Below are 25,242 nucleotides of genomic sequence, written 5' to 3' on the forward strand. Positions count from 1 at the left end.
ATCCTTCCTGACCTCAGACCGGTCCGCGGCAAAGGCCCAAACCTTCCGCAGCATCGTCGTGATGGGGCGCGGACCAGCCGGCGGCGGCCCATCCAGTCGACAGGATGATGCCATCCTCTCCTGCTGGAGCGGGCAGGCCAATGGCACCGGCGAGACCGTGGTTGCGACTGGCCGATGCCGTCAGTGGCGTCCCCCGCAACGGCGAAGGGCGGCATGAATCACGCCGCCCTTCGCCGTTTCAGCCCATCATGAGGATCAGCTTGCGTCGAAACTCAAATGGCCAGCCGCCACGCCCACCTTGATGGTGGACCCGGCAGCGAAGCGGCCTTCCAGAATTTCGCGGGCCAGCACGTTTTCCAGCTGCTGCTGGATCGCACGCTTCAACGGACGTGCGCCATACACCGGATCGAAACCGGCCTGCCCCAGCAACTGCAAGGCCTCGTCGTTCACTTCCAGCTTCAGCTGGCGCTCGGCCAGTCGCTGCTCCAGACCGGCCAGCTGGATTCTGGCGATCGCGCGGATCTGGGCACTCTGCAGCGGCCGGAATACGACCAGCTCATCCAGGCGATTGATGAATTCCGGACGGAAATGGGCCTGCACCACACCCAGCACCGAGGCCTTCATCTGCACATAGTCGGCTTCGCTGTCGCCGGCCTGTTCCTGGATCAGGCTGGAGCCCAGGTTGGAGGTCATCACGATCACGGTGTTGCGGAAGTCCACGGTACGGCCCTGACCATCGGTCAGACGGCCATCATCCAATACCTGCAGCAGGATATTGAACACGTCCGGATGGGCCTTCTCCACCTCGTCCAGCAGGATCACACTGTACGGGCGACGGCGCACCGCCTCGGTCAGGTAGCCACCTTCCTCGTAACCGACATAGCCGGGGGGGGCACCGATCAGACGGCTCACGGAATGCTTTTCCATGAACTCGCTCATATCGATACGCACCATGGCATCCTGGGTGTCGAACAGGAAATCGGCCAGGGCCTTGCACAGCTCGGTCTTGCCGACACCGGTAGGCCCCAGGAACAGGAAGGAACCGTAAGGCCGGTTGGGATCGGACAGGCCGGCCCGGGCCCGGCGGATCGCATCGGACACCGCTCGCACTGCCTCGTCCTGGCCCACGACACGCTCGTGCAGCACCTGCTCCATGTGCAGCAGCTTCTCGCGCTCGCCTTCCAGCATCTTGGCGACCGGGATACCGGTCCAGCGCGCGACGACTTCGGCGATCTCTTCGGCCGTGACCCGATCCTGGACCAGCTTGAAGTCCTGGGTCTCCGCTGCCTGTGCGGCGGCCAGCTGCTTTTCCAGTTCCGGCAGGGTGCCGTACTGGATCTCGCTCATGCGGGCATAATCCTGCTGTCGCTGGGCGGTTTCCAGCGCCAGCCGCGCGGCCTCGATCTGCTCCTTGACCTTGGTCGTACCCTGCAGAGCCGCCTTTTCGGACTTCCAGACCTCGTTCAGATCGGAGAACACCCGTTCTTCGGTGTCGATATCCGACTCCAGGTCGGCCAGTCGCCGCCTGGACTCCTCGTCCTTTTCCTTGCGCAGCATCTCGCGCTGGATTTTCAGCTGGATCAGACGCCGCTCCAGCCGGTCAAGCTCTTCCGGCTTGGAATCGATTTCCATGCGGATCCGGCTGGCCGCCTCGTCCATCAGATCGATGGCCTTGTCCGGCAGCTGGCGATCGGGGATGTAACGGTTGGACAGGGTCGCTGCCGCCACGATGGCCGGATCGGTGATCTCGACGCCATGATGGACGGCATAGCGCTCCTTCAGGCCACGCAGGATGGCAATGGTGTCTTCCACACTGGGTTCGCCCACGAACACCTTCTGGAAACGACGCTCCAGTGCAGCATCCTTTTCGATGTACTGGCGATACTCGTTCAAGGTGGTCGCGCCGATGCAATGCAGCTCGCCACGGGCCAGTGCAGGCTTCAGCATATTGCCCGCATCCATCGCGCCATCGGCCTTGCCGGCCCCGACCATGGTGTGCAGCTCGTCAATGAACAGGATGACCCGGCCTTCCTGCTTGGCCAGATCGTTCAACACGGCCTTCAGCCGTTCCTCGAACTCGCCACGGAACTTGGCGCCGGCAATCAGGGCGCCCATGTCCAGAGCCAGCACCCGGCGATCACGCAAGCCTTCCGGCACTTCGCCCTTGACGATGCGCTGGGCCAGGCCTTCGACGATGGCGGTCTTGCCGACACCAGGCTCGCCGATCAGTACCGGATTGTTCTTGGTCCGCCGCTGCAGCACCTGGATGGTGCGCCGGATTTCCTCGTCACGTCCGATCACCGGATCCAGCTTGCCGCTTTCGGCCCGTGCCGTCAGGTCGACGCAATACTTTTCCAGCGCCTGACGCTGTTCCTCGGCATTCTCGCTTTGCACTTTCTCGCCTCCGCGCAACTTTTCTATCGCAGCTTCCAGCGGTGCCCTGGCGGCGCCAGCCGCTTTCAGGATCGCCCCCAGCTCGCCCTGCTCGTCCACCGCCGCCAGCACGAACAATTCGCTGGCAATGAACTGATCGCCACGCTGCTGGGCCAGCTTGTCCGTCAGATTCAGCAGCCGTGTCAGTGCATTGCCGACATGAATATTGCCTTCCTGGCCGGAAACCTTGGGCAGTTGTTCCAGCGCCGCCGCCAGTCGCTGGCGCAAGGCCGGTACATTGACCTGGGCCTGCGTCAGCAACGGCGCGGTCGAGCCGCCCTGCTGGTCCAGCAGGGCGGTCATGACGTGAATCGGTTCAAGCATGTTCTGATCGCGCCCGACGGCCAGCGACTGCGCGTCGGCCAGTGCCTGCTGGAAGCGCGAGGTGAGTTTGTCCATCCGCATGATGAGTGACACCTCTTCAAGAATTGGCGAATTCGCCACTGCTCCCCAGATGTGGTCGTTGTGCGGTGAATCAAGCGTCTTGACTGGCGGGATGCCATTATCTGCCGGCGGCTCGCAACCAAATTTTCAGATCCGCTTTGCTAGCCTTTGACGCTTCTTGAATCAGACCATCGCGAGAACGGGATTCCATGCAGGTACCGCGCTTACTGACCGCTCCGCCCTTGCCGGTTGCCGGCGATGCCTGGGCCCTGTTCCTTGATGTGGACGGCACCTTGCTTCCATTTCAGGAACGGCCTGAACAGGTGCAGGTCACTCCGGCGCTGAAATCGTTGCTGGAGGCGCTGTACCAGCGCCTGGATGGCGCCCTGGCGCTGGTCAGCGGTCGGCCCGTCGAGGAACTGCAGGCCTTGTTCGGCGACCCTGCATGGCCGCTGGCCGGCTTGCACGGCCTGCAGCTGAAACTGCCGGATGGCCGGCTGCGGCAGACCCCGGTGAAGCCTGAAAGCATCAGGCAATTGCGACATTCGGCGCGCCGACTGGCCGACGATCTGCCAGGGGTCCGGCTGGAAGACAAGGAGATCGCGGTGGCTTTGCACTGCCGGGCGGCCCCTGCGCGCTACGAGGCCTTGCTGGCCGCCTGCGAGCAGGCCGTGCAGGCCCTGCCCGGCTTCGAGCTGCAACCCGGCAATCTGGTGGTTGAAATCAAGCCTTCCGCCATGAAGAAGGGGCATGCGGTGCAGTCACTGATGGAAGTCCATCCCTTTCTGGGTCGTCGGCCGGTCTATCTGGGTGACGACTTGACCGACGAACATGCATTTGCCACTGTCAATCTGGAGAACGGCATCACCACCCGTGTCGGCATACGAGAGCCGACGCTTGCGCAGTTTGCATTGCGAGACCCTGTCGATGTCCAGGCCTGGCTGAACCGGCTGCTGGATATCATCGTACAAGGAGACCCTTTGTATGCCCGCCATCCCACCGGCCGTACCCACTGAACAGACCCTGGATCTGGGAGTCATCGGCAATGGCAGCATTGCCGTCCTGATCAACCGGCAAGGCGACATGGTGTGGGGCTGCCTGCCCCGCTTCGATGCCGACGCCAGTTTTTGCGCCCTGCTGTCGCCTCGCCTGGACGGGGGCTACTGGAAGATCGAGCTGGAAGATCTGGCACGCAGCGAACAGGACTACCTGCCGAACACGGCCGTTTTGCGGACCCGCCTCTTCGACAGTCAGGGCAATGGCGTGGAAATCCGCGATTTCGTGCCGCGCTTCCATCAACATGAGCGACTGTACTGCCCCGTGCAGATGATCCGGCAACTGATTCCCATCGGCGACCGCCCCCGGATCAGAGTCAGACTGCGGCCCCTGTGCGACTACGGCGCCCGCGTTCCGGAGCGGACCCTGGGCAGCAACCACATCCGCCTGCAGCTGAGCGAGCTGTCATTGCGACTGACCTGCGACGTGCCTGTACAGCTGATCGAGCGCGAGCTGCCCTTTGCCCTGGACCGCACCGCCCACCTGATCCTGGGGCCGGACGAGACCCTGACCAGCAGCCCCGCCCATTATGCCGGCCGGGCACTGGAAGGCACCCTCGACTATTGGCGGCAATGGGTCCGGCACCTGCATATCCCCTATGAATGGCAGGATGCGGTGATCCGTGCCGCGATCACCTTGAAGCTGTGCCAGTACCAGCCGACAGGCGCCATCGTCGCGGCCCTGACCACCTCGATTCCCGAAGCCCCTGATACCGCCAGGAACTGGGACTACCGTTACTGCTGGCTGCGCGATGCCACCTTCACGGTGCGGGCACTGAACCGGCTGGGTGCCACCCACTCGATGGAGAAATACATCAGCTATGTGTTCAATCTGCTGGTGCAGGACGATGACGACGAAGTCGGGCCGGTCTTCGGGATCAGCTTCGAAAGCGGCCTGACTGAATCGCAGATCGACTCGCTGGCCGGCTATCGCGGCATGGGACCGGTACGGATCGGCAATGATGCCTGGCGTCAGCGCCAGAACGATGTCTACGGATCGGTGGTGCTGGCCTCCGCCCAGCTGTTTTTCGACCGCCGGCTGAGCCATCCGGGCGACGGCTCCACATTCCGCCGACTGGAAAGCATGGGCCGCATGGCCCTGCGGATGGCCGAGGTGCCGGATGCCGGGCTGTGGGAATTCCGCGGACGGGCGGCCGTGCACACCTATTCGGCCGCCATGTGCTGGGCCGCCTGCGACCGGCTGGCCCATATCGCCACCGCGCTGGGGCTGGATGAGCGAGCCCGCCACTGGCACGACCAGGCCACCGGACTGCATGCCAGAATCCTGGCCCGCTGCTGGAGCCCTCAACGCGGCCATTTCGTGGACACTTATGACGGCGATCAGCTGGATGCCAGCCTGCTGCTGCTGGCCGAGATCGGCTTCGTCGAAGCCGGTGATCCGCGCTTCGTCGCCACGGTCGAGGCAATCGGCGAGGCTCTCGGTCGTGGCAGTTATCTGTTCCGCTATATCGCCCCTGACGATTTCGGCAGCCCCGAGACCAGTTTCAACATCTGCACCTTCTGGTATATCGAAGCCCTGGTCGCCATCGGCCGCCGCCAGCAGGCCAGGGGCCTTTTCGAGAACATGGTCGCCCGGCGCAACCGGCTCGGCCTGCTGTCCGAAGATATCGCCCCGGCCGACGGCACTCACTGGGGCAACTTTCCACAGACCTACTCGCTGGTCGGCCTGATCCAGAGCGCGATGCGGCTGTCCGCACGCTGGGAAGATTCCGTCTAGCTCCGGCTTTCCCGCTGTCACCTGCGCGTCAGAAGGGATGCCTGCCGCCATCACCGTCAAGGAGTTGTCGTGCCACGTCTAGTCATCGTATCCAACCGGGTCGCCCTGCCTCGCCAGACCTCGACCGGCGGGCTGGGTTCGGCCATGCACGCCGCCACCCGGGAGCAAGGCGGCCTGTGGTTCGGCTGGAGCGGCAAGCTGGCCGAGCACAGCGGCGCCGTATTGCACCGGCAACAGCATGAACAAGTCGACTACGTGACGATGGATCTGTCGCGTACCGACCATGACCAGTATTACGCCGGCTTCGCCAATCGCGCCCTGTGGCCGCTGTTCCACTACCGGGCCGGTCTGGTCGAATACCGGCGGGCCAATATGGAGGGCTATCTGCGGGTCAATGAACTGTTTGCGGACCGACTGCTGCCGCTGTTGCAACCCGACGACACCATCTGGGTCCACGACTACCACCTGATCCCGCTGGGCGCTCTTCTGCGCCAGCGGGGCGTGGCCAACCGGATCGGTTTCTTCCTGCATACCCCGCTGCCGGCGGCCGGCCTGCTGATCGCTCTGCCCCGCCACCAGGAGCTGCTGGGCAGCCTCGCCAGCTACCATCTGGTCGGCCTGCATACCGAGCGTGACCAGCGCGCGCTGGATGACTATTTCCTGCATGAAGCCGGCGCCCGACGCCTGGCCGACGGCCGCCTGCAGGATGCGGCGGGAGCCTGCTTCCGGACCCGCGCCTTTCCGATCAGCATCGATACCGGCAAGGTTGCCCGGCAGGCCGAACGCGCCAGCCGGGGTCTGAAAATCCGCCAGCTGCGGGACAGTCTGGGCACCCGAGCCCTGGTCATCGGCGTGGACCGGCTGGACTACAGCAAGGGCCTGCCCGAGCGCTTCAAGGCCTATGGCCGGCTGCTGGACCGTCAGGCCGGCCTGCGCAAGCAGGTGAGCTTCCTGCAGATCGCACCGCATTCACGCGACACGGTGCCGGAGTACCGCCAGCTGCGGCATCAGCTGGAACGCAGTGCCGGCCATATCAACGGGCGCTACGCCGAACCTGACTGGACGCCGATCAGCTATGTCAACCGTTCGTTCCCGCACCAGCTGCTCACCGGCTATTACCGGGTCGCCCGGGTCGGGCTGGTGACACCCTTGCGGGACGGCATGAATCTGGTGGCCAAGGAATATATCGCCAGCCAGGATGCGCTTGATCCCGGCGTGCTGGTACTGTCACGTTTCGCGGGGGCAGCCCAGGAACTGGACTCGGCCCTGCTGGTGAATCCGTCCGACACCGAAGAGGTGACCGAGGCACTGGAAACCGCGCTGAGCATGCCCCTGCAGGAACGTCAGCGGCGCTGGCGACCGATGTACGAGCATCTGTGCCGCTACGACGTGAACTACTGGTGCAAGGACTTTCTGGATACCTTGCGACAGCAACCGACCGGAGCGATCGCCCCCGCGACCGTCCCGCCACATCAGCCACTGCCCGCCAAGCTGCGGACTGACTGAAGTCAGGACCTGCGACCGCTCACACGGCCGTCCACGAAAAGCACTCAAGCCAGCCACAGCAGGCTGGCGAAGCGCCCGGTGCGACCCGCTTCACCGCGGTAGGAGTAGAAACGCGGATCCGTCAGAGTGTCGACGCCGCCGCCATGCACGGCCTCCAGCCCCAGCGCCCGCAGACGTTGCCTTGCCAGCAAGGCCAGATCACAGCGCCAGTGGCCGGGCCGAGTCACCGCGAAAGCGGCGGCGGCCTCGGGATCATGGGCCACAAAGGCCGCGCGCACCTCCGCACCGACTTCATAGGAATCCGCGCCGATGCAAGGCCCGAGCCAGGCGATCAATTCCCCCGCAGGCGACTCCATCGCCGCCACAGTCGCCTCCAGCACCCCGGCCGCAAGCCCTCGCCAGCCAGCATGAGCGGCGCCGATGGCCCGGCCATCACGGCGGGCGAACAGCACCGGCAGACAATCCGCCGTGAGAATCGCCAGCACCTGCCCGCGCTCTGTGCATACCGCTGCATCGGCCTGCGGCATCACTGCCGAGGCCGGCTCCGGGCCGACCCGATGGACCCGTGTGCCATGGACCTGCTGCAGCCAGTGCGGGGTCGCTGGCAGGGCCAGCGCAGGCACCAGCGCGGCGCGATGCATCTGCACTCTCGCCACGTCATCGCCGCTGGCCAGCCCCAGATTGAATCGATCAAAGGGCGGCAGCGACTGCCCCGGCCCCTGCCGGGTCGTGACGGCAGCCCGCACCCCGACCGGGGCCGGCCAGTCCGGCCACAACCAGGCCGGGTCTCCGCGCCGTCCAGCGTCAGCCCGCATCGGCGCGCAGACAGGCCAGCAAGGCCTGCATGTCATCGGGAATCGCTGCATCGAAAGCCATCGGCTCACCCGTCAGCGGATGCTCGAACGCGAGATGCTCGGCATGCAGTGCCTGGCGCCTGAACCCGCGCAGCGCTTCCACCAGTTCGGGACTGGCGCCCTTGGGCAGCCTCAGACCGCCGCCATACAGCGGATCGCCGACCAGGGCGTGACCGATATGCGCCATATGGACGCGGATCTGATGCGTTCGGCCGGTCTCCAGCTGGCACTGCACCAGCGTGTGGGCCCGGAATCGCTCGCGCAGGCGATAATGGGTGACGGCGGGCTTGCCATCTTCCTCGTCCCGTACCGACTGACGCAGGCGGTCGCTGAGATGGCGACCGATGGCCGCATCCACGGTGCCGCCGGCAATCATGGTGCCCATCACGACAGCGGCATAGTGGCGGACCACCTCGTGCCGGCTGAGCCGATCGACCAGGGCCGTATGTGCGGCCAGACTGCGGGCCACCACCATCAGTCCCGAGGTATCCTTGTCCAGCCGATGGACGATGCCGCCACGCGGCAGCTCGGCCTGGCGGGCATCGAAATGCAGCAAGGCGTTCAGTACCGTGCCCGAACTGTTGCCCGCACCGGGATGCACCACCAGCCCGGCCGGCTTGTTGATCACCAGCAGATCGTCATCCTGATAAACGATGTCCAGGGCGATCGCCTCGGCGGCGGCGGCAACCTCGACTTCGAGCTCGGCCTCGATCACCACCTCCTCGCCGCCCTGCAGCAAGTGCCGTGGCGCCACCACTGCCCCGTTCAAGGTCACTGCACCGGCCTTGATCCAGGCGGTCAGACGGGACCTCGAGAAGCTGGGGAACATTTCAGCCAAGGCCTGGTCAAAACGACGACCCGCCTCGTCCAGGGGAACTTGAGCGCGCTCACTAATCCTCGTCACTGGCCAAGCTCCGTCTTGCGGCCAGTTTCGGCTATCATGCCTTTTCGATCAAACATCTGAACCTTTCTCATGCGAGTAACCAAGTTGTCGGTTATCAAATTAACAGTTTTATTGACCCTGGCCGCCGCCCTCAGCGGCTGCTCGATGTTCCACAAACGTGAGAACCTCGACGCCCTGCCCGTCGACAAGCTGTATGCGAATGCCCATACCTCGCTGGAAATGGCCGATTACGCCGCGGCCGAACGCGTCTACCAGCGTCTGATCGCGCGCTTCCCGTCGGGCCCGTATGCCATGCAGGCCCAGCTGGATCTGGCCTACGCGCAGTACAAGGACAACCAGCCCGACGATGCCTATTCCTCGGTCAATCGCTACATCAAGAACTACCCGACCAGCAAGCATGTCGACTATGCCTATTATCTGCGGGGCCTGATCAACTTCGACCGCACCACGGGTATTCTGGAACGCTGGCTGGGTCGTGCCAAGTCACAGATCCGCCGCGATCAGGGTTACAACCTGCAGGCCTTCGACGATTTCGCCGAACTGTCCCGCCGCTTTCCGGACAGTGCCTACGCGGCTGATGCCCGCCAGCGGATGATCTATCTGCGCAATATCATGGCCCAGTTCGAGGTCTATGTCGCGGCTTTCTATCTGCACAACAAGGCCTATATCGCCTCCGCCGACCGTGCCCAATATGTCGTCGAGCATTACCAGCAGTCGCCTTCGGTGGCCGATGCCCTGGCGATTCTGGCCCACAGCTATGCCAAGATCGGCCAGCCTGCCTTGTCGAAGCAGATCCGCTCGGTGCTGGCACTGAACTATCCCAAGCATCCGTATCTGAAAGATCCCGGCTGGCCGCACGACACCTCGGTGTGGCTGCGTGCCATACCGTTCTCGGGTCACAACTGATCCTTTGCGGCTGACAAAAAGGGCGCCTGCGATGCAGGCGCCCTTTTTCATGTCCGGATGGCTCCAGCACCGGGCTCCGCCGGAGTGCGCCACAGCTCGGCGCAGCATTTTCAGCAAGGACTTGGTCGAGTTCGACATGTGCCGATGCTTTCCGGAACGTGACCCGACTTCCCGGCTGCTGCCCCTCCTTGTTGCCGGAACAGCCCCGATGACTGGGTCAGTGATATTGCAGGCGTGGCGCCCCGGACATGGAGTCGGAAGCGCCATGGTCAGCCATCCGCGCGGGATCATCGCCGTCGCGCATATCATGACGATGCACCCGATCGACGAGATTCAGAGGGCGATGGCCGAGCTGCGCAGGGATGACTATCGACGCGCCCGGGCATGCCTTTGCCGTCAGCGAGAGGCCAACGTCAAGCGGGTGTATCGGCACGTGCGCAAGCCGGCCCTCATGGCCAGTTGTGCTTACTTACACGTAGCGCGGCGCGGGGGTTCCGACTTGCGTCGCGCCGAACAAGGCTGAACGCGCCTGCTCGTAAGCGTCCCAGAGGCTGACATCGTGGACCGAGGGAAGTGTGACTTCCTCGCCCTTATCGAAACCCGCAAGCGCAGCATCGACCAGGTTCTCAGTCGTCATGACCACCGCAGGATCGAAGGCGGACAGCGGAATGCCGGCATGGTCATAGAACTCGGTGGCGGTACCGGCGGGAAGTACAGCCTGAACGCGCACGCCTGTATTCGCCAATTCCCCTTGCAGTCCGCGGCTGAACATCAGCACGTAGCTCTTCGTGGCGCTGTAGAGCGTCGTGATCGGCAGCGGATGAAACGCCATGACCGACGCAATGTTGATGATTGCACCAGAGTGCCGTCTCAGAAACGCAGGGAGGACGGCGCGCGCAAGCCGGGTCGGTGCGACGACATTGAGCGCGATCGTTGCCGCCGTATCCGCGTCCGACATATCCGCTGTGCTGGAGAGCTTGCCGTTGCCCGCGTTGTTCACGAGGAGCGCGATCCCTTCATCGGTGTGCAACAGCTCCTCGACCTGGACAAGTCCGGCTTCCTCTGTCAGATCGGCCTCGATGGAACGGACTTTGATGCCGTGAGTGGCGCAAAGCGTATCCGCCAGGTGGCGCAACCGGTCGATTCTGCGCGCGACCAGTACCAGGTCGTAGCCACGTCTGGCGAGGCGATCGGCATAGACGGCTCCGATTCCGGAGGATGCTCCCGTCACGACGGCAATGGGGTTGGCTGATGGCATGGAAAGATCTCAATATTATTTAATGATCATTAAAGTATTGGTCGATTGACTCGGGTTGTCAAAGGTTGCTTAATGACCATTATGGAAAAAGGCGTGAAACGAACAGGAGGCAGGCCGCGGGGATTCGACCGGGAAGCCGCGCTGGAGAGCGCCATGCGTCTGTTCTGGCGTCACGGTTACGAAGGGGTATCCTTTCAACTACTCACCACCACGCTGGGCGTCGCCGCACCCAGTCTCTACGCGGCATTCGGCAACAAGGAGGCGCTCTATCGCGAGGCGTTGGATCGCTACGCAGACATGCGCGGCGCCTCTGACCTGTCGTTCATGGATGAGGCTCTCCCCCTTCGCGAAGCGGTTCGCCTGCTGCTGGATGGAACAGCTCAAGGTCTCGTCGATCCCAAAGGCGAGATCGGCTGCATGCTCACTACCGGCATGATCGCAAGCCACCCCGACCATGCCGATTTGGCACATGAGCTTGCTCAGCGCCGCGCGGCGTTCCGCGAACTGTTGGCCGCAAAACTTCGCCACTGGCTTGCCCCAGCGCGCGCGAACCGATTGTCGCGCTACATCGTTGCCGTGATGCAGGGCCTGGCCATCCAGGCGCGTGACGGATACAGCCTCAAGAATCTTCGAGAGGTGGCAAGCGAGGCGCTGAACGCCATCCCGGCATCACCATGACCGGGAGGTATACGACTGGGCAACATCATGCCCTGGAGCTTTGACGGCAGGATGGACGAATTCGGGATAGGCACGATCGCAAGGCCTCCCCGTTCATCCTCCGCCGGAAGCTTCTGCATATCACCTCCAGCGTCGGGCGACGCTTGCACAAGCTGTAGAGCCTGCCGTTCAAGGTGATCCGCCCGTTGCGCACGCACCTTGTGACCACCCAACGACTTCTTGCGCAGGCACACCGGTCGGCGATCCAGGTGCAGAGCTTGAGGATCAGCCGTTCGTGCGTCTGCAGACTGAACGGTACGCTGCCACTTTCAGCGGCAACCAGCTGTACCCGGGCGCGCATCCGCCTTGGCAGAAGATGCTCGAAGGCTTGCAGAGCATGATGCGGAGCAGGCACTGATGCCGCAGGATGTGATCGCAGACGAAAGCAGGCCGATCGATCTGCTCGGCCAGAACCAGTCAGCCACGCGCGCGTGGCAGATCAGGCTGGCCATCCAGAAGCAACAGCACCCACTCGCGCAGAAGCATGCGGCATCGCTGGAACGGGCGCGGCACGCGGCCGCAGACGTGGTCGGTCGCTGCCGCGACAATGGACCCGCACAGGCTGGAGACATTTATCGCGGGGGATCAGAGGCAGGAAAGAAACAGCAACCCAGGCCGCTTCACCGGAACACATATGACGATGGCCGCGTATCGACCATGAAAAAAGCGCAGCCCACCGGCTGCGCTTTGGTCTTGGAGGGCAGCTTGAGTCAGCTCCGATCTCGATCAAAAAGATGCAACCTCGCCCGCTGCTGCGCGTCCGCGCTTGTCGCCGCGAAGCGCCTGGGCAGCACCTGGCTCGAAAAGCGGCAAGCGCAAGCGATCACCGCCATCTGGCCCGACCTTTTGCCCCAAAGGGCCTTTCGCCACGCCGTTCGACTTCACACCACACGTGGGAGCGGACCTTTTTCGTCAACAGCCAGTCAGCCTGACATCCCCGGATCCGGGTTTCAGCGCCAGCCCGAGGTGATCGGATAGCGGCGTTCGCGACCAAAGGCGCAGCGGGTCACCCGCGGCCCCGGTGCCGACTGGCGACGCTTGAACTCGTTGACCAGCACCAGCCGCACCACCTTGAATACCAGGTCGGCGTCGAAACCTGCCTCGGCAATCTCGGCCTTGGACTGCTGGCCCTCGATAAAGCGGGCCAGGATCGCATCAAGCTGGTCATAGTCAGGCAACGAGTCCTGATCGGTCTGGTTGTCACGCAGCTCGGCTGACGGCGGCCGCTCGATGACTTCCCACGGAATCACCTCGCCGTTCCGGTTGCGCCAGCGTGCCAGCTGGTAGACCACGGTCTTGTAGACATCCTTGAGCGGGGCATAGGCGCCGCACATATCGCCATACAAGGTCGCATAACCGACGGCCATTTCGCTCTTGTTGCCGGTCGACAGCAACAGGGCACCATGCTTGTTGGACAAGGCCATCAACATGACGCCGCGCAATCGCGACTGCAGATTCTCCTCGGTGGTGTCGGCACTCTTGCCGGCAAAGGCTGGGCTCAGCTGCGCCATCACGCTTTCGTAAGGCGTCTCGATCGGCAGCACGTGATAGGCCACGCCGGCCGCCTCGGCCTGACGCCGGGCGCCGTCATGCGACAGTTGCGAGGTGTAACGGGTCGGCAACATCACCGCCATGACCCGCTCGGGTCCCAGCGCATCCACGGCCAGCGCCAGAGTCAGTGCCGAATCGATGCCGCCGGACAAGCCCAGCAACACACCCGGAAAACCGTTTTTCAGCACGTAATCGCGAATGCCCCGCACCAGGCCGGCATACAGGATGGCATCCGGGCTCTGCGTCGTCGTGGCCGGCCAGTCCAGCGCCTGCCACTCGCCGGATCCTGACTGGAACTCCACCTGCAGCAGATGCTCCTCGAATGCCGGTGCCCGCGCCAGTACCCGTCCGTCGACGCCGATCAGCAAGGAACCGCCATCGAACAGCAGGTCATCCTGACCACCGACCTGATTGACATAGGCGATCGACAGACCCGATTCGCGTGCCCGTTCGGACAGTACCGTCTCGCGCCGGGCCGCCTGGCTCTGATCGTAAGGCGAGGCATTGATCACCAGCAGGCCATGCGCCCCCTGAGCCGCCAACTGCCTGGCCGGTTCCGGCACCCAGATGTCCTCGCAGATCAGCAGGCCGATCCTCAGCCCGTCCAGCTCGATGATGCAGCTGCCGGCACCGGCCGTGAAGTAGCGCTTTTCATCGAAGACCGTGTAGTTGGGCAGCGCCTGCTTGTAATAGGTATGCTGCACCCGCCCGCCCCGCAACAGGCTGGCGGCATTGTACAACTGGGCGCCTCGCCCCTGCGGATGGCCCACCACCATATCGGGGCCGTCAGCTCCCGCCTCGGCCAAAGCTTGCAACTGACCGTCACAGGCTCGGAGGAAGCTCGGGCGCAGCAGCAGATCCTCGGGCGGATAACCGCTGAGCGTCAGTTCGGGAAAAGCCACCATCTGGGCTCCGGCAGCCTGTGCGGCGTCGGCCAGGCGACGGATCGAGGCCGCGTTGGCCTCCACCGCACCGACCGGGAAATCATATTGGGCCAAAGCCAGGCGTATCGAACTCATGAGGTGTGGGCATCCACGACGTGTCATCAAAGCCTGATGATAAGTCATGCACCCGCGCCAGCACCAAGCCGGTGTATGGTCCGAAGCATTCGACGAGCCGGGACATATCCCATGGAAGATCTGGTCACCCTGCAGATATTTGCCCGCACGGCCGAGCTGTGCAGTTTCAGCAAGGCCGCCGCCAGCCTGGGCGTGAAGAACTCCACGGTATCCCGACATATCCGGCAGCTGGAGCAAAAGCTGGGCATTGCCTTGTTCAATCGCTCGACCCGGGCGCTGGCCCTGACCGAAGGCGGCCGCACCCTCTGGCAGCAATTGCAGCCGGCGCTGCAAGCGATTGAACAGGCCTGCCGCAATACCGAAGCCCTCAACCGGCAACCGCAGGGCCTGCTGCGACTGACGGCCCCCCGCAACTACGCCCGCCATTGCCTGCTGCCCTTGCTGCCGGCCTTTATGCAGGCCTATCCCGATATCCGCGTCGATGCCTTGATCGAAGACAGCGTGATCCACATGATCGACCAGCATATCGATCTGGCGATACGGATCGGCACCCCGCAGGACTCGACGCTGCAAGGACGCCGAATCACTCCGCTGCAACAGCGACTGGTCGCCAGCCCGGGCTATCTGCAGGCAAACGGGCAGCCATGCACATGGCCCCAGGTGGCCGACCACGCCTGCCTGCTGCAAGGCCTGAACGGACCGGTGGCATGGTATGGCTCACCCGCCGCGCAAGCCGATGCCGCGCCCTTGGCCCTGACCGTACAGGGACGTTTTCGCAGCAATGACGGCGATGCCCTGCTGCATATGGCCCTTGCCGACCAGGGCATTGCCCTGCTCCCTGACTGGCAGGTGGAAGAGGCGCTGCAGCAGGGGCGGCTGCAGGTGCTGCTGGACGACTGGACGGTCCGGTCGCAACGGGAGCCGGTCTGGGTCTGGGCCTTGTATCCCCCCAAACAGACGGTGTCCAGCAAGGTCAGGGCCTTTATCGATTTTTGCGTGGCGCATCTGGCGCGCCCCTGAAGCCCCCGCCAGGGAAAACTGAATTGCCCTCAGAGGCCTTCTGTCGCAGCCGGTTGTGCGGCAGGCTGTAGCCACTGATCCCGGCACCAGGCCGGCCTCGACATCAAGGAGGCACCCCATGCTGCAGAAATCTCCCACACCCCTGCCCTCCGCCTCGCAGCCGGCCGCCGCCGGCGACGACGCGCTGTATTACGAGTATTCCACGGCCGCCAATCCGATCGGCGCCGGCATCATCAGCAAGGTGCCTTACCACAGTTTTTCCCCGGAACTGTATGCGAATGGCCCGACCCGGCTGGTTCGACTGGACCTGTCCGGGCCGCTGCAGACCGAGGGGCCGGCCACCGGGCCCGGACTGTGCGCCAGTTTCGCGCGGGTGCTGGCTGGCGAAACGCTCGCACTGGACCAGGCCACCACTTCACAGGTGCTGTATGTGCAGGAAGGCGCCGGCCACTTGCGGCAGGGCGAAGCGCTGCTGCCCTATGCCGAAGGCGATTTCCTGGCGTTCCCCGGTGGTGAGCTCCCTCGCCTCGAAGCGGAGCGGACCAGTCGCCTGTATTACGTGAATGACGCGCCACTGCTGCGTTATCTGGGGGTGCGGATCGACCAGCCCCGCTTCCGCCCCACCCGCTATCCGGCCGCTCGTGCCCAGGCTGAGCTGGCCAAGGCCGCCGCTGCCGAGCAGGCCGCCAAACGCAGCCGGATCAGCATTCTGCTGGGCAATACCCATTTCCCGCATACCCGCACCGTGACCCATGTGCTGTGGGCGATGTTCGGCATTCTGCCGGCCCATTCGGTGCAGAAGCCGCACCGGCATCAGTCGATCGCCCTGGATTTCATCGTCGACACGCCGCCGGGCTGCTACACCCTGGTCGGCACCGAGGTCGATGCCGCAGGCGAGATCCTGCATCCGACCCGCGTCGACTGGGAGTCGGGGATGGCTTTCGTCACCCCGCCCGGCTATTGGCATGCCCATTACAACGAGTCCGGTCAGCCGGCCCATCTGATTCCGATCCAGGATGCCGGCCTGCAGACCTGGCTGCGGGCTCTGGATATCCGCTTTGTCGCCTGAGTGACAGGCGCTTGCGGCGGTGGCGAACTTGTCGCCACCGCCGCCTTGCTCAGCCCTGCAGCCGCTGGGCCATCGCCCGGCCCAGGTCGGCCGGTGATTTCACCGTGGTCACCCCGGCCCGGTCCAGCGCCGCGAACTTGGCGGCCGCCGTGCCCTTGCCACCGGAAATGATAGCACCGGCGTGGCCCATCCGCTTGCCGGCGGGAGCCGAGGCGCCGGCGATAAAGGACACCACCGGCTTGGTCACATACTCGGCAATGAATTCCGCGGCATCCTCCTCGGCACTGCCACCGATCTCGCCAACCATGATGATGCCCTCGGTCTGCGGATCATCCTGGAACAGCTTCAGGCAGTCGATGAAGTTCAGCCCGTTGATCGGGTCACCGCCGATGCCGATGCAGGTGGACTGCCCCAGACCTTCCTGGGTGGTCTGGTAGACCGCCTCGTAGGTCAGTGTGCCGGAACGCGAAACGATGCCGATCCGGCCCGGCTGGTGGATATGCCCGGGCATGATGCCGATCTTGCACTCGCCGGGAGTGATGATGCCGGGACAATTGGGCCCGACCAGCACCACTTCCGGATGCTGCTGCAAGACGTTCTTGACCCGCAGCATGTCCTGCACGGGAATCCCTTCGGTAATGGCCACGATGATCCGGATGCCCCCATCGATGGCTTCCAGGATCGAGTCGGCCGCGAACGGCGGCGGCACGAAGATCACCGAGGCATCGGCCGCGGTCGCGCCGACAGCCTCGGCCACGCTGTCGAAGACCGGCAGGCCCAGATGTTCGCTGCCGCCCTTGCCCGGCGTGACCCCGCCGACGACACAGGTGCCGTAGTCGATGGCCTGCTCGGTATGGAAGCTGCCTTGCTGGCCGGTGAAGCCCTGGACCAGGACGCGGGTCTGCTTGTTGATCAGAACACTCATGACGAGACTCCTCAGGCCTGAACGGCGGCGACGGCCTTGCGGGCCGCATCGTTGAGATCATCGGCCGGGATGATCGCCAGCCCGGAGCCGGCCAGCAAGGCACGCCCCTTGTCCACATTGGTGCCTTGCAGCCGCACCACCACCGGAATCTTCAGACCGACCTCCTTGACGGCGGCGACAATGCCCTCGGCGATCAGGTCACAGCGCACGATGCCACCGAAAATGTTGACCAGGATCGCCTTCACGCCTGAAGAGGACAGGATCAGCTTGAAGGCCTCGGCCACCCTCTCCCGCGTGGCCCCGCCACCGACATCCAGGAAATTGGCCGGCTCGCCGCCCGCCAGCTTGATCACATCCATGGTCGCCATCGCCAGTCCCGCGCCATTGACCATGCAGCCGATATGGCCATCCATGGTCACGTAGTTGAGATTGTGCCTGGCCGCTTCGGCCTCGGTCGGATCCTCCTGACTGGGATCATGCAGCGCGGTCAGCTCCGGATGCCTGAACTCGGCATTGTCATCGGAGTTGATCTTGCCATCCAGCGCGACCAGATTGCCGTCAGCCAGCACGCCCAGCGGGTTGAGCTCGATCAGGGACAAGTCCTTGTCCTGGAACAGGCGATAAAGCCCAAGCATGATCCGGGTCAGCTGGTTCACCTGCTTGAGATTCAGGCCCATCGCGAAACCCAGACCACGGCACTGGTAAGGCTGCAGGCCTTCCACGAAATCCACGGTCACGGTATGGATATCCTGCGGGCTTTCACGCGCCACCTGCTCGATATCCACACCGCCCTGACCGGAACCGATAAAGGATATCGCCTTGGCGTCGCGGTCGATCAATACCGACAGATACAATTCGCGCTCGATCTGCGCCGCATCGGCCACCAGCACCAGATTTACCGGCAGGGCCCGGCCCGCCGACTGGTAAGTGGCCATCCGGCTGTGCAGCATCCCGGCCGCCGCGGCATGGACTTCATCCGTCGACTTGCAGAACTTGACGCCACCGGCCTTGCCGCGGCCACCGGCATGGATCTGGGCCTTGACCATCCACGGCCCCGTCCCCAGGGCCTTGGCCGCCTCGACCGCCGCATCCGGCGAGGTCGCCACGCGCCCCGGCGGAACCGGAATCGCGTATTGGGCAAACAGTTCTTTCGCTTGGTATTCGTGGAAATTCATGCCACACCTCGGTCATTCCATGGTAATCGCCGCCACGAGCCTGCCCATGGCCGTTGCCGGACCGGCTCGCTCGTTCACCGCTACCGCATTCATCCATCCGGGCTTCGGTATGGCAGTCCATGCGATCGGCCATTGTGTGCACAGCCACCCCGTCCGGCGCAACTTCCTGCGCCCGCAGCGAAGCTGATCCTGCAGCCAGCGTTCAGGAGGGGGGCGCCTCCCGGTCCAGTGCCGCACGAACGCTTTGCAACAAGGCCTGCGGCGTCAATGGCTTGGTGACACGCAAAACCTCCAGTCCGGGCAGCCATGCCGGCAGCTCCAGCTTGAACTGCGGATGCAGAAGAAGGATCGCAGGGCCGCGATAGCCCCGGTCACGCAGGGCCTGCAAGGTCCGCGCCCCGCTCAGCAAGGCCATCTCCGCGTCAAGGATAACCAGATCCGGATGACCATGCGTGCGGCACCACAGCAAAGCCGCCACGCCGCTCTGGCCGACGTGGGCCAGATAGCCATAGGTATCCAGCGCATCCGCCAGCAGCGACAACTGGCCGGCCTCCTCGGAGACCACCAGAATTCGCTCGCCACGCCCCTGCCGGGAAGCGACCATTTCGGCCTGCGGGACCGGTTCGGCCGGACAGCTGTTGAGCGGAAAATACAAGTCGAAGCGCGTGCCCAGCCCGCTCTGACTCTGCACCCGGATCATTCCGCCATGGCTGGCGACGATCCGCTGGCATGACAGCAGTCCCAGGCCGGTCCCCTCCGCCTTGGTGGTGAAGAAAGGTTCGTACAGTCTCCGCAGCACCTCCGCCGACATGCCCGTGCCGGTATCGGTCACAGTCAGACGCAGGAAATGGCCCTCTCTGACAGCTTCTCCGGCGCGAATGAAATCCACGTCGAGATATTCCCGGCCGGTCGATATCTTCAATTCGCCGCCGTCCGGCATCGCCTGGATCGCATTCAGGCTGAGATTCAACAGACACTGCTGCAATTCAGTGTAGTTGCCTTCAAAACTGAGTTCCGGCGGGTCGATCCGCGTGCTCAGCTGCACCGACTTGGGTACGCTGCCCTGCAACAGCAACTGCAAGGCGGCAAACAGCTCGCCCAGCCGGATTTCCTCGGTCCTCGGCGCCCCGCGCGCCAGCGACAGCATCGACTGGACCATGTCCAGCCCACGCCGGCCGCAGTCACGGATCAGACTGCCCAGCCGTGCCAGCCGCGGATCGTCGCGATAATCGAGCAGACTGTCACCCGCCAGCAACAGAGGCTGCAACAGATTGCGCAGGTCATGGCTGATCCCTCCTGCCAGCATCGCCAGACTCTCGAAGCGCTGGGTCCGCATCAATTCGCTTTCCGCCCAGTTGCGCCCGCGCTGCTCGTCAGCCTCGCGCAAGGCACGGCGCACCGCCGCCGCCAGCCGCACCGGATTCTGCTTGAGGATATAGTCCGTCGCGCCATGCCGCAGCGCCTCGATGGCGGCTTCCTCGCCCAGGGTCGCGGACACGAAGATGAAGGGCAACACCTCGTCGCGCTCCCTCAGAAGCTCCAGCGCCCGGCGCCCTGAAAATCCCGGCAGACTCAGGTCCGACAGGATGATGTCAGGCTGGAATTCATCCAGTGCCTGCAGATAGTCCACTTCATCTTCGACCAGACGGACCTGGAAGTCGATCTGATCCAGACTCAATTCGGACTGGACCAGCTCGGCATCGAAAGCGCAGTCCTCGACCTGCAGGATCCGGATCGGCCGGGCCTCGTCACCCTGCGGATGCGAGACGGGCAGCCTGGCATGGTTCCTGGGCATGCTCCCGCCCTCGTCATGCAAGGCAATGACACCCTCCGTCGAGGGTCGTTCCTGGGAGTGACGGGTACTGGACATGGCTCACTGCTCCCGCTGCATGGCTCTTGCCTCGGCGATCGGCAAGCTGAAGAAAAAGGCTGCACCGACGCCGGGCTCGCCTTCGGCCCAGACCTGACCACCATGACGTGCCACGATGCGCTGGACGCTGGCCAGCCCGATTCCGTTGCCGGAGAACTCCGAGGCCCGGTGCAGACGCTGGAAGACCCCGAACAGCTTGTTGACATAGCGCATATCGAAGCCGGTGCCGTTGTCCCGCACGCAGAACACGTGCTCGCCGCGACCATTGTCATGCACCGTCACCTCGATACACGGTTGCTCCTTGGGGGCTGAATACTTCACCGCGTTGCCAAGCAGGTTCTGCCAGACGGTACGCAACATGCTTTCGTCCCCCTGCACCACGGGCAGGTCGGCGATCTGCCACAGGACTTTGCGCGCCGGCTCGTCGGACTGCAGCAATTCGCGCACATCCTCGACCAGGCGCTGCATTTCCACCGGCTGCGAGCGCAAGGTGCCCCGCCCGAGTCGCGAGAAGACCAGCAGATCCTCGATCAATTCGGCCATCCGCCGGGACGCCGACAGGATCACTTCAATATAATGGCGACTCAAGTCATCGCCACGGCCATCCAGATGGCTTCCCAGCCGCTCCGCGAAGCGGGACACATGCCGCAGCGGCGCACGCAGATCATGTGAAATCGAATAGGTGAAGGCCTCGAGCTCACGATTGATGTCCGAGACCAGCGCCACCTTGCTTTCCAGCTGCCGGTTCAACTCCCGCACCTGGCGTTCAGCCAGCGCCCGCGAGGTGATGTCACTGACCGTGAGCAACAGAGTCGGCGCCTGCTGGTCCGAATGCAGCATCCGCCGTGCATTGACGATCACGCAGCGCAATGCCCCGTCGGGCAGTTGCTGATTGAGTTCGTGATCCCACAGTTCGCGGTCGCGATCCAGTACCTGGGACAGCCGTTCCAGCAAGGCAGCATCTTCCCACACGCCATTTCCCAGCACGGCAAGGGGTTGACCGGTGGCCCGGCCGGCATCGATGCCGTAGATATCGCAAAAAGCGGCATTGATCTGCAGTACCCGCAGCTGGCCATCGAGCAGGATGATCGGCTCACGTACTGTTTGCAGGATCTGTCGTGAATGGCGCTCCGCCTGCTGCAGTCGCCATTCGGCCTGGCTGCGGCGGCTGGCCTGACGCCAGGCCAGCACCACGATGCTGATCAGCAATACCAGTTGCATCGCGGCGCACAGCAGCAGGATCTGCCGTCGCTGGCGTGTCACCCTGGCGTCGGTACGGACATTCGCCACCCACTGCTCGATGGTACGGGTGAGTCCCCGCAGATCCGGATCCATCGGAAACACTACCTGGGCCTGGGTCAGATGCTGCAGACCCGCGTGCGCCTTGCCCTCTGCCGCCAGCTGCAGCGAGGTCTCGACCGAACGCTGCCTGGCCCGCACAGTGATCTGCAACGCCTCCATCCAGGCCTGCAACGCCGGGTCGGTGCCGACCATGTCCTGCAGTTCGCCGAGCAGAGTCAAGGCCTGCCGCAGCTGGGCTTTCGGTTCGCGGGCAGGCCGCTGGCCACGCAGTTGATCATAGGCCATGGCCTCGGCATCCCGGATCAGATAAGCCACCTGATCGGCGACCACCCGCACCCTGACGCTGTCGATGATCGCATCCTGAGCCTCGGTCGAGGTATACCGTCCCGCCCAGACCAGCCCGCCGAGCAGACCGATCATCACGGCCATGCCAAGCATCAGGGCCAGCGCCTGCCACCGATGCGACCGGTCCAGGGGCCATTGCGAATGCGTTCCAGCCACCACGATCTGCCTGCCTTCTCATTCCATGGGCGAGGTCTTGTCCGCAGCAGCATTGCCGCGATCCTTGCACACCGTCAAACTAGCCCCTAGCGCAGCCGTGAATCAAGCCGATGTCCCCCTGAATCCAGCCGTCGAGAGCACAATCCAAACAGCTGTTGCACCGCGCCATGCATATTCGCAACCAGAATTGCATTATGCCGACCTGGATCGGTTGAAAGTTTACCGTCACGTGTACTGAATCCCATGCCCAAGCTTCGACCGCCCCAACGCCGCCCCATCACGCTCACTGATATAGCCCGTGGTTGTGGCGTGTCGCGCGCCACTGTCTCCCTGGTCCTGCGCGAGAGCCCTCTGGTTCGCGACGAGACACGGGCCAAGGTCAAGGCTGAATTGCGCCGGCAGAATTACATCTACAACCGCGCCGCCGCCAATCTGCGGTGGTCGCCCTGGGACTGATGGCCGGTCTCAAGGCCCTGGGTCGCCAGCCGGGCGTGGATTTCGCACTGACCGGCTTCGATGACATTTCCGAGGCCGCGATCTGCAGCCCCGCCCTCAGCACCGTCCAGACCCGTCCGCGCGAATGCGGCCGTCAGGCGGCGATCATGGTACTGGAACGTCTGGCCCAGCCGGCACAGGCCTCCGCCCGCTACGTATCCCCTGTCGAATTCAAGATCCGCGACAGCAGCCCCCCTCCGATGAAGCCACTCACATCATGAACAATTCGCCCCCCCCCGCCGCATCGAGTGTCCCCATGACCGAGCAGCGCAGCTATCCTGCCGCGCTGAGCGTGGTGACGGCGGTCTTCTTCATCTGGGGTTTTCTGACGTCGCTCAATGACATCCTGATCCCGCACCTGAAGTCATTGTTCAGCCTGAACTATGCCCAGGCCATGCTGGTTCAGTCCTGCTTCTTCGGTGCCTACTTCATCATGTCTCTGCCGGCCGGCAAACTGGTCAGCAAGCTGGGCTACAAGGGCGGCATCGTGGCCGGCCTGCTGGTCGCCGGCATGGGCGCCCTCGGCTTCGTGCCGGCCGCCCAGGGCCACAGCTACTACACCTTTCTGGCCGCGCTGTTCATCCTGGCCAGCGGCATCACCGTCCTGCAGGTTGCGGCCAACCCCTATGTGACCTTGCTGGGGCCGGAGCGCACCGCTTCGAGCCGGATCAATCTGGCACAGGCCCTCAACGCGCTGGGCACCACCCTTGGGCCGCATTTCGGCGGACTGCTGATTCTTTCGGCCGCAACCCTGTCGGCCACCCAGCTGGCCGGCCTGCCCTCGGCCCAGCAACTGGCCTACAGGGCCCAGCAGGCCCATGCCGTGCAGGGCCCGTATATCGGTCTGGCCATCACCCTGTTCGTGCTGGCTGTGATTTTCTGGCTGCTGAAGATGCCGTCGCTGATCAATGCCACCGAGCAGGGCGACGAGCGCCAGCATGGCATCCGTGAGGTACTGGCCAAACCCCACGTCCTGTTCGGCGTGCTGGGCATCTTCGCCTATTGCGGCGCCGAGGTCTCGGTCAGCAGCACCATGGTCAATTATCTGAGCATGCCCGAAATCGGCGGCATGACCGAGCAGCAGGCGGCCAACTGGGTCTCTTATTTCTGGGGCGGCGCGATGATCGGGCGCCTGGTCGGCTCCAGCCTGATGCTGCGCTTCAATCCTGGCAAGCTGGTCGGCCTGTTCGCGCTGGTCAATGTCCTGCTGCTGGCGACCACGATCAACAGCCATGGCATGATCGCGACCATCAGCGTGGTCGCGATCGGCCTGTTCAACTCGATCATGTTCCCCACCATTTTCTCGCTGGGCATCGCCAAACTGGGTTCCATGACCAGCAAGGCCTCGGCTTTGCTTATCATGGCCATCGTCGGCGCCGCGGTGATTCCCTATCTGCAGGGCCGGCTTTCCGATCACATAGGTGTGCAAGATGCCTTCATCCTGCCGCTTCTGTGCTATTTGTATATAGCTTTTTATGGATTCAAAGGCTCCCGCGTCAAATGAGTGGTTCGATTCTCTGTTTTGGTGAAGCACTGATCGACTTTCACGGTCAGCTCAAGGACGGCTCCGACCGCTCCTTTGTTCCCTTCGCCGGCGGCGCACCGGCGAATGTCGCCGTAGCGGCCGCCAGACTCGGCGGCCAGGCCAAGTTCATCGGCATGCTGAGCACCGACATGTTCGGTGACCTGCTGGCCGACAGCCTGGAACAGGCCGGTGTCGACATCCGCTATACCGTGCGCACCGATCAGGCCAATACCGCACTGGCCTTCGTCGCGCTGGATCCCGACGGCGAGCGCAGCTTCACCTTCTACCGTCCGCCGGCAGCGGATCTGCTGTTCCGCGAAACGCACTTCCAGCCCGAAGCTTTCGCGGAAGCCGCCGTTTTCCATGTCTGCTCCAACAGCATGACTGAGGTCGACATTGCCGCTGCCACACGCAGCGGCATGCGCCAGGCCCGTGAACACAAGGCCCTGGTCAGCTTCGATGTGAATCTGCGCCCCAACCTGTGGGCAGCAGGCGAGGATCCGAAGCCGGTGATATGGGAAGCCCTGCAGCTGGCCGACATCGTCAAGCTCAGCGCCGAGGAGTTCGAATTCCTGGCCGAGGATGGCGAGGAAGCCATGCTGGAGCGACTGTGGCAGGGCGTGACCCAGTTGCTGATCGTCACCCACGGTGCCGATATCATCCGCTGGTTCAGCCGCGATGCCGAAGGCGAACTGCCCAGTTTCAAGGTGCAGACCGTGGATGCCACCGCCGCCGGCGATGCTTTTGTCGGTGGCCTGCTGCTGCAGCTGGATCAGCATGGCATCGGTCCGGATGAACTGCCGCGACTGATCAGCGAGCTGCCGCGCCTGCATGCCATCATCCGTTTCGCCTCGGCCTGCGGCGGCCTCACCGCCAGTCGCAAGGGATCCTTTGTAGCTCTGCCCGACGAACAGGAAGTGCTCGATTTCCTCGATCGGCAAACGGCCTGATTCCAGCTTTCAAGGCCAGGTCGGCCATGCCCGTACCCGGACAGCATGCTCCGGGTACGGGACAGACGGCCCCTGCCGGAATCCG

The 25,242-nt window shown here is 63.9% G+C and carries 20 protein-coding genes and 1 pseudogene; 12 read left to right on the forward strand and 9 right to left on the reverse strand.

The genetic code is table 11. The annotated features are described in order from the left end of the window. Nucleotides 1-255: 255 nt before the first annotated feature. A complete protein-coding gene (gene clpB, locus FRAAU_RS14265; protein ID WP_014404220.1) occupies nt 256-2,838 on the reverse strand; it encodes an ATP-dependent chaperone ClpB in 2,583 nt (860 codons plus the stop codon). A gap of 188 nt (nt 2,839-3,026) precedes the next feature. Between clpB and otsB the strand changes: the two genes are divergently transcribed. The 3 genes from otsB to FRAAU_RS14280 all read left to right on the forward strand — a co-directional run bounded on the left by otsB (nt 3,027) and on the right by FRAAU_RS14280 (nt 7,116). Beyond that, nucleotides 3,027-3,833, forward strand: coding sequence for a trehalose-phosphatase (otsB, locus tag FRAAU_RS14270; RefSeq protein WP_014404221.1), 807 nt, complete (start codon nt 3,027-3,029; stop codon nt 3,831-3,833). Next, on the forward strand, nt 3,802-5,610 hold the full coding sequence (locus FRAAU_RS14275; protein ID WP_014404222.1) for a glycoside hydrolase family 15 protein: 1,809 nt from the start codon (nt 3,802-3,804) through the stop codon (nt 5,608-5,610). Before otsB ends, FRAAU_RS14275 begins: the two co-directional genes overlap by 32 nt. 69 nt (nt 5,611-5,679) lie before the next feature. After that, on the forward strand, nt 5,680-7,116 hold the full coding sequence (locus FRAAU_RS14280; protein WP_014404223.1) for an alpha,alpha-trehalose-phosphate synthase (UDP-forming): 1,437 nt from the start codon (nt 5,680-5,682) through the stop codon (nt 7,114-7,116). Nucleotides 7,117-7,160: 44 nt separating this feature from the next. Here the strand turns inward: FRAAU_RS14280 and pgeF are convergent, their stop codons facing one another. Then, nucleotides 7,161-7,931 (reverse strand): peptidoglycan editing factor PgeF, encoded by a 771-nt coding sequence (pgeF, locus tag FRAAU_RS14285; RefSeq protein ID WP_014404224.1) that lies wholly within the window; start codon nt 7,929-7,931, stop codon nt 7,161-7,163. Continuing rightward, a complete protein-coding gene (rluD, locus tag FRAAU_RS14290) occupies nt 7,921-8,874 on the reverse strand; it encodes a 23S rRNA pseudouridine(1911/1915/1917) synthase RluD (protein ID WP_014404225.1) in 954 nt (317 codons plus the stop codon). Before rluD ends, pgeF begins: the two co-directional genes overlap by 11 nt. Before the next feature lie 69 nt (nt 8,875-8,943). Here rluD and FRAAU_RS14295 point away from each other — a divergent pair, with 69 nt between their 5' ends. Next, nucleotides 8,944-9,780, forward strand: coding sequence for an outer membrane protein assembly factor BamD (locus FRAAU_RS14295; protein ID WP_014404226.1), 837 nt, complete (start codon nt 8,944-8,946; stop codon nt 9,778-9,780). A gap of 469 nt (nt 9,781-10,249) precedes the next feature. On the opposite strand, the gene FRAAU_RS14305 is transcribed toward FRAAU_RS14295, so the two are convergent. After that, nucleotides 10,250-11,038, reverse strand: coding sequence for an SDR family NAD(P)-dependent oxidoreductase (locus FRAAU_RS14305; RefSeq protein WP_014404228.1), 789 nt, complete (start codon nt 11,036-11,038; stop codon nt 10,250-10,252). Between the two features lie 72 nt (nt 11,039-11,110). On the opposite strand from FRAAU_RS14305, the gene FRAAU_RS14310 reads away from it, so the two are divergent. Together FRAAU_RS14310 and FRAAU_RS16655 are read left to right on the forward strand one after the other, a co-directional pair. Beyond that, nucleotides 11,111-11,716 (forward strand): TetR/AcrR family transcriptional regulator, encoded by a 606-nt coding sequence (locus tag FRAAU_RS14310; protein ID WP_083841192.1) that lies wholly within the window; start codon nt 11,111-11,113, stop codon nt 11,714-11,716. A 345-nt stretch (nt 11,717-12,061) separates the two neighbouring features. Further along, nucleotides 12,062-12,733, forward strand: coding sequence for a hypothetical protein (locus tag FRAAU_RS16655; protein ID WP_156803428.1), 672 nt, complete (start codon nt 12,062-12,064; stop codon nt 12,731-12,733). On the opposite strand, the gene FRAAU_RS14320 is transcribed toward FRAAU_RS16655, so the two are convergent. Continuing rightward, complete coding sequence (locus FRAAU_RS14320; protein WP_014404230.1) at nt 12,706-14,325, reverse strand: NAD+ synthase; 1,620 nt, start codon at nt 14,323-14,325, stop codon at nt 12,706-12,708. The two genes, FRAAU_RS16655 and FRAAU_RS14320, sit on opposite strands and share 28 nt — an antisense overlap. 111 nt (nt 14,326-14,436) lie before the next feature. On the opposite strand from FRAAU_RS14320, the gene FRAAU_RS14325 reads away from it, so the two are divergent. Then, entirely contained in the window at nt 14,437-15,345 is a 909-nt protein-coding gene (locus FRAAU_RS14325; protein WP_014404231.1) for a LysR family transcriptional regulator, read from the forward strand. A 118-nt stretch (nt 15,346-15,463) separates the two neighbouring features. Next, nucleotides 15,464-16,414 carry a cupin domain-containing protein gene (locus FRAAU_RS14330; protein ID WP_014404232.1) on the forward strand — a complete coding sequence of 317 codons (951 nt, stop codon included), beginning with the start codon at nt 15,464-15,466 and terminating at the stop codon, nt 16,412-16,414. Nucleotides 16,415-16,463: 49 nt separating this feature from the next. Here FRAAU_RS14330 and sucD read toward each other — a convergent pair whose 3' ends face one another. From sucD to FRAAU_RS14350, 4 genes are all read right to left on the reverse strand, one after another. Continuing rightward, nucleotides 16,464-17,339, reverse strand: a complete 876-nt coding sequence (gene sucD, locus FRAAU_RS14335; RefSeq protein ID WP_014404233.1) for a succinate--CoA ligase subunit alpha — start codon at nt 17,337-17,339, stop codon at nt 16,464-16,466. Nucleotides 17,340-17,350: 11 nt separating this feature from the next. Further along, nucleotides 17,351-18,514, reverse strand: coding sequence for an ADP-forming succinate--CoA ligase subunit beta (sucC, locus tag FRAAU_RS14340; RefSeq protein ID WP_014404234.1), 1,164 nt, complete (start codon nt 18,512-18,514; stop codon nt 17,351-17,353). A gap of 202 nt (nt 18,515-18,716) precedes the next feature. After that, entirely contained in the window at nt 18,717-20,384 is a 1,668-nt protein-coding gene (locus tag FRAAU_RS14345; protein ID WP_014404235.1) for a response regulator, read from the reverse strand. 3 nt (nt 20,385-20,387) lie between these two features. Continuing rightward, a complete protein-coding gene (locus tag FRAAU_RS14350; protein ID WP_169314767.1) occupies nt 20,388-22,115 on the reverse strand; it encodes a sensor histidine kinase in 1,728 nt (575 codons plus the stop codon). A 315-nt stretch (nt 22,116-22,430) separates the two neighbouring features. Here FRAAU_RS14350 and FRAAU_RS18045 point away from each other — a divergent pair. The 4 genes and pseudogenes from FRAAU_RS18045 to FRAAU_RS14365 form a co-directional block, all read left to right on the forward strand. After that, nucleotides 22,431-22,625: pseudogene (locus FRAAU_RS18045) on the forward strand (LacI family DNA-binding transcriptional regulator); the annotation flags it as partial. 17 nt (nt 22,626-22,642) lie between these two features. Continuing rightward, a complete protein-coding gene (locus FRAAU_RS18050; RefSeq protein ID WP_425598077.1) occupies nt 22,643-22,903 on the forward strand; it encodes a substrate-binding domain-containing protein in 261 nt (86 codons plus the stop codon). A 35-nt stretch (nt 22,904-22,938) separates the two neighbouring features. Beyond that, the gene (locus FRAAU_RS14360; RefSeq protein ID WP_245546397.1) at nt 22,939-24,186 is read left to right on the forward strand and encodes a sugar MFS transporter; all 1,248 of its coding nucleotides are present in this window, start codon (nt 22,939-22,941) and stop codon (nt 24,184-24,186) included. Then, the gene (locus tag FRAAU_RS14365; RefSeq protein WP_014404238.1) at nt 24,183-25,157 is read left to right on the forward strand and encodes a carbohydrate kinase family protein; all 975 of its coding nucleotides are present in this window, start codon (nt 24,183-24,185) and stop codon (nt 25,155-25,157) included. The genes FRAAU_RS14360 and FRAAU_RS14365 overlap by 4 nt, the downstream gene beginning before the upstream one ends. Nucleotides 25,158-25,242 lie beyond the last annotated feature (85 nt).

This window comes from Frateuria aurantia DSM 6220 (assembly GCF_000242255.2).
In the GTDB taxonomy this organism is placed as follows: Bacteria; Pseudomonadota; Gammaproteobacteria; order Xanthomonadales; family Rhodanobacteraceae; genus Frateuria; species Frateuria aurantia.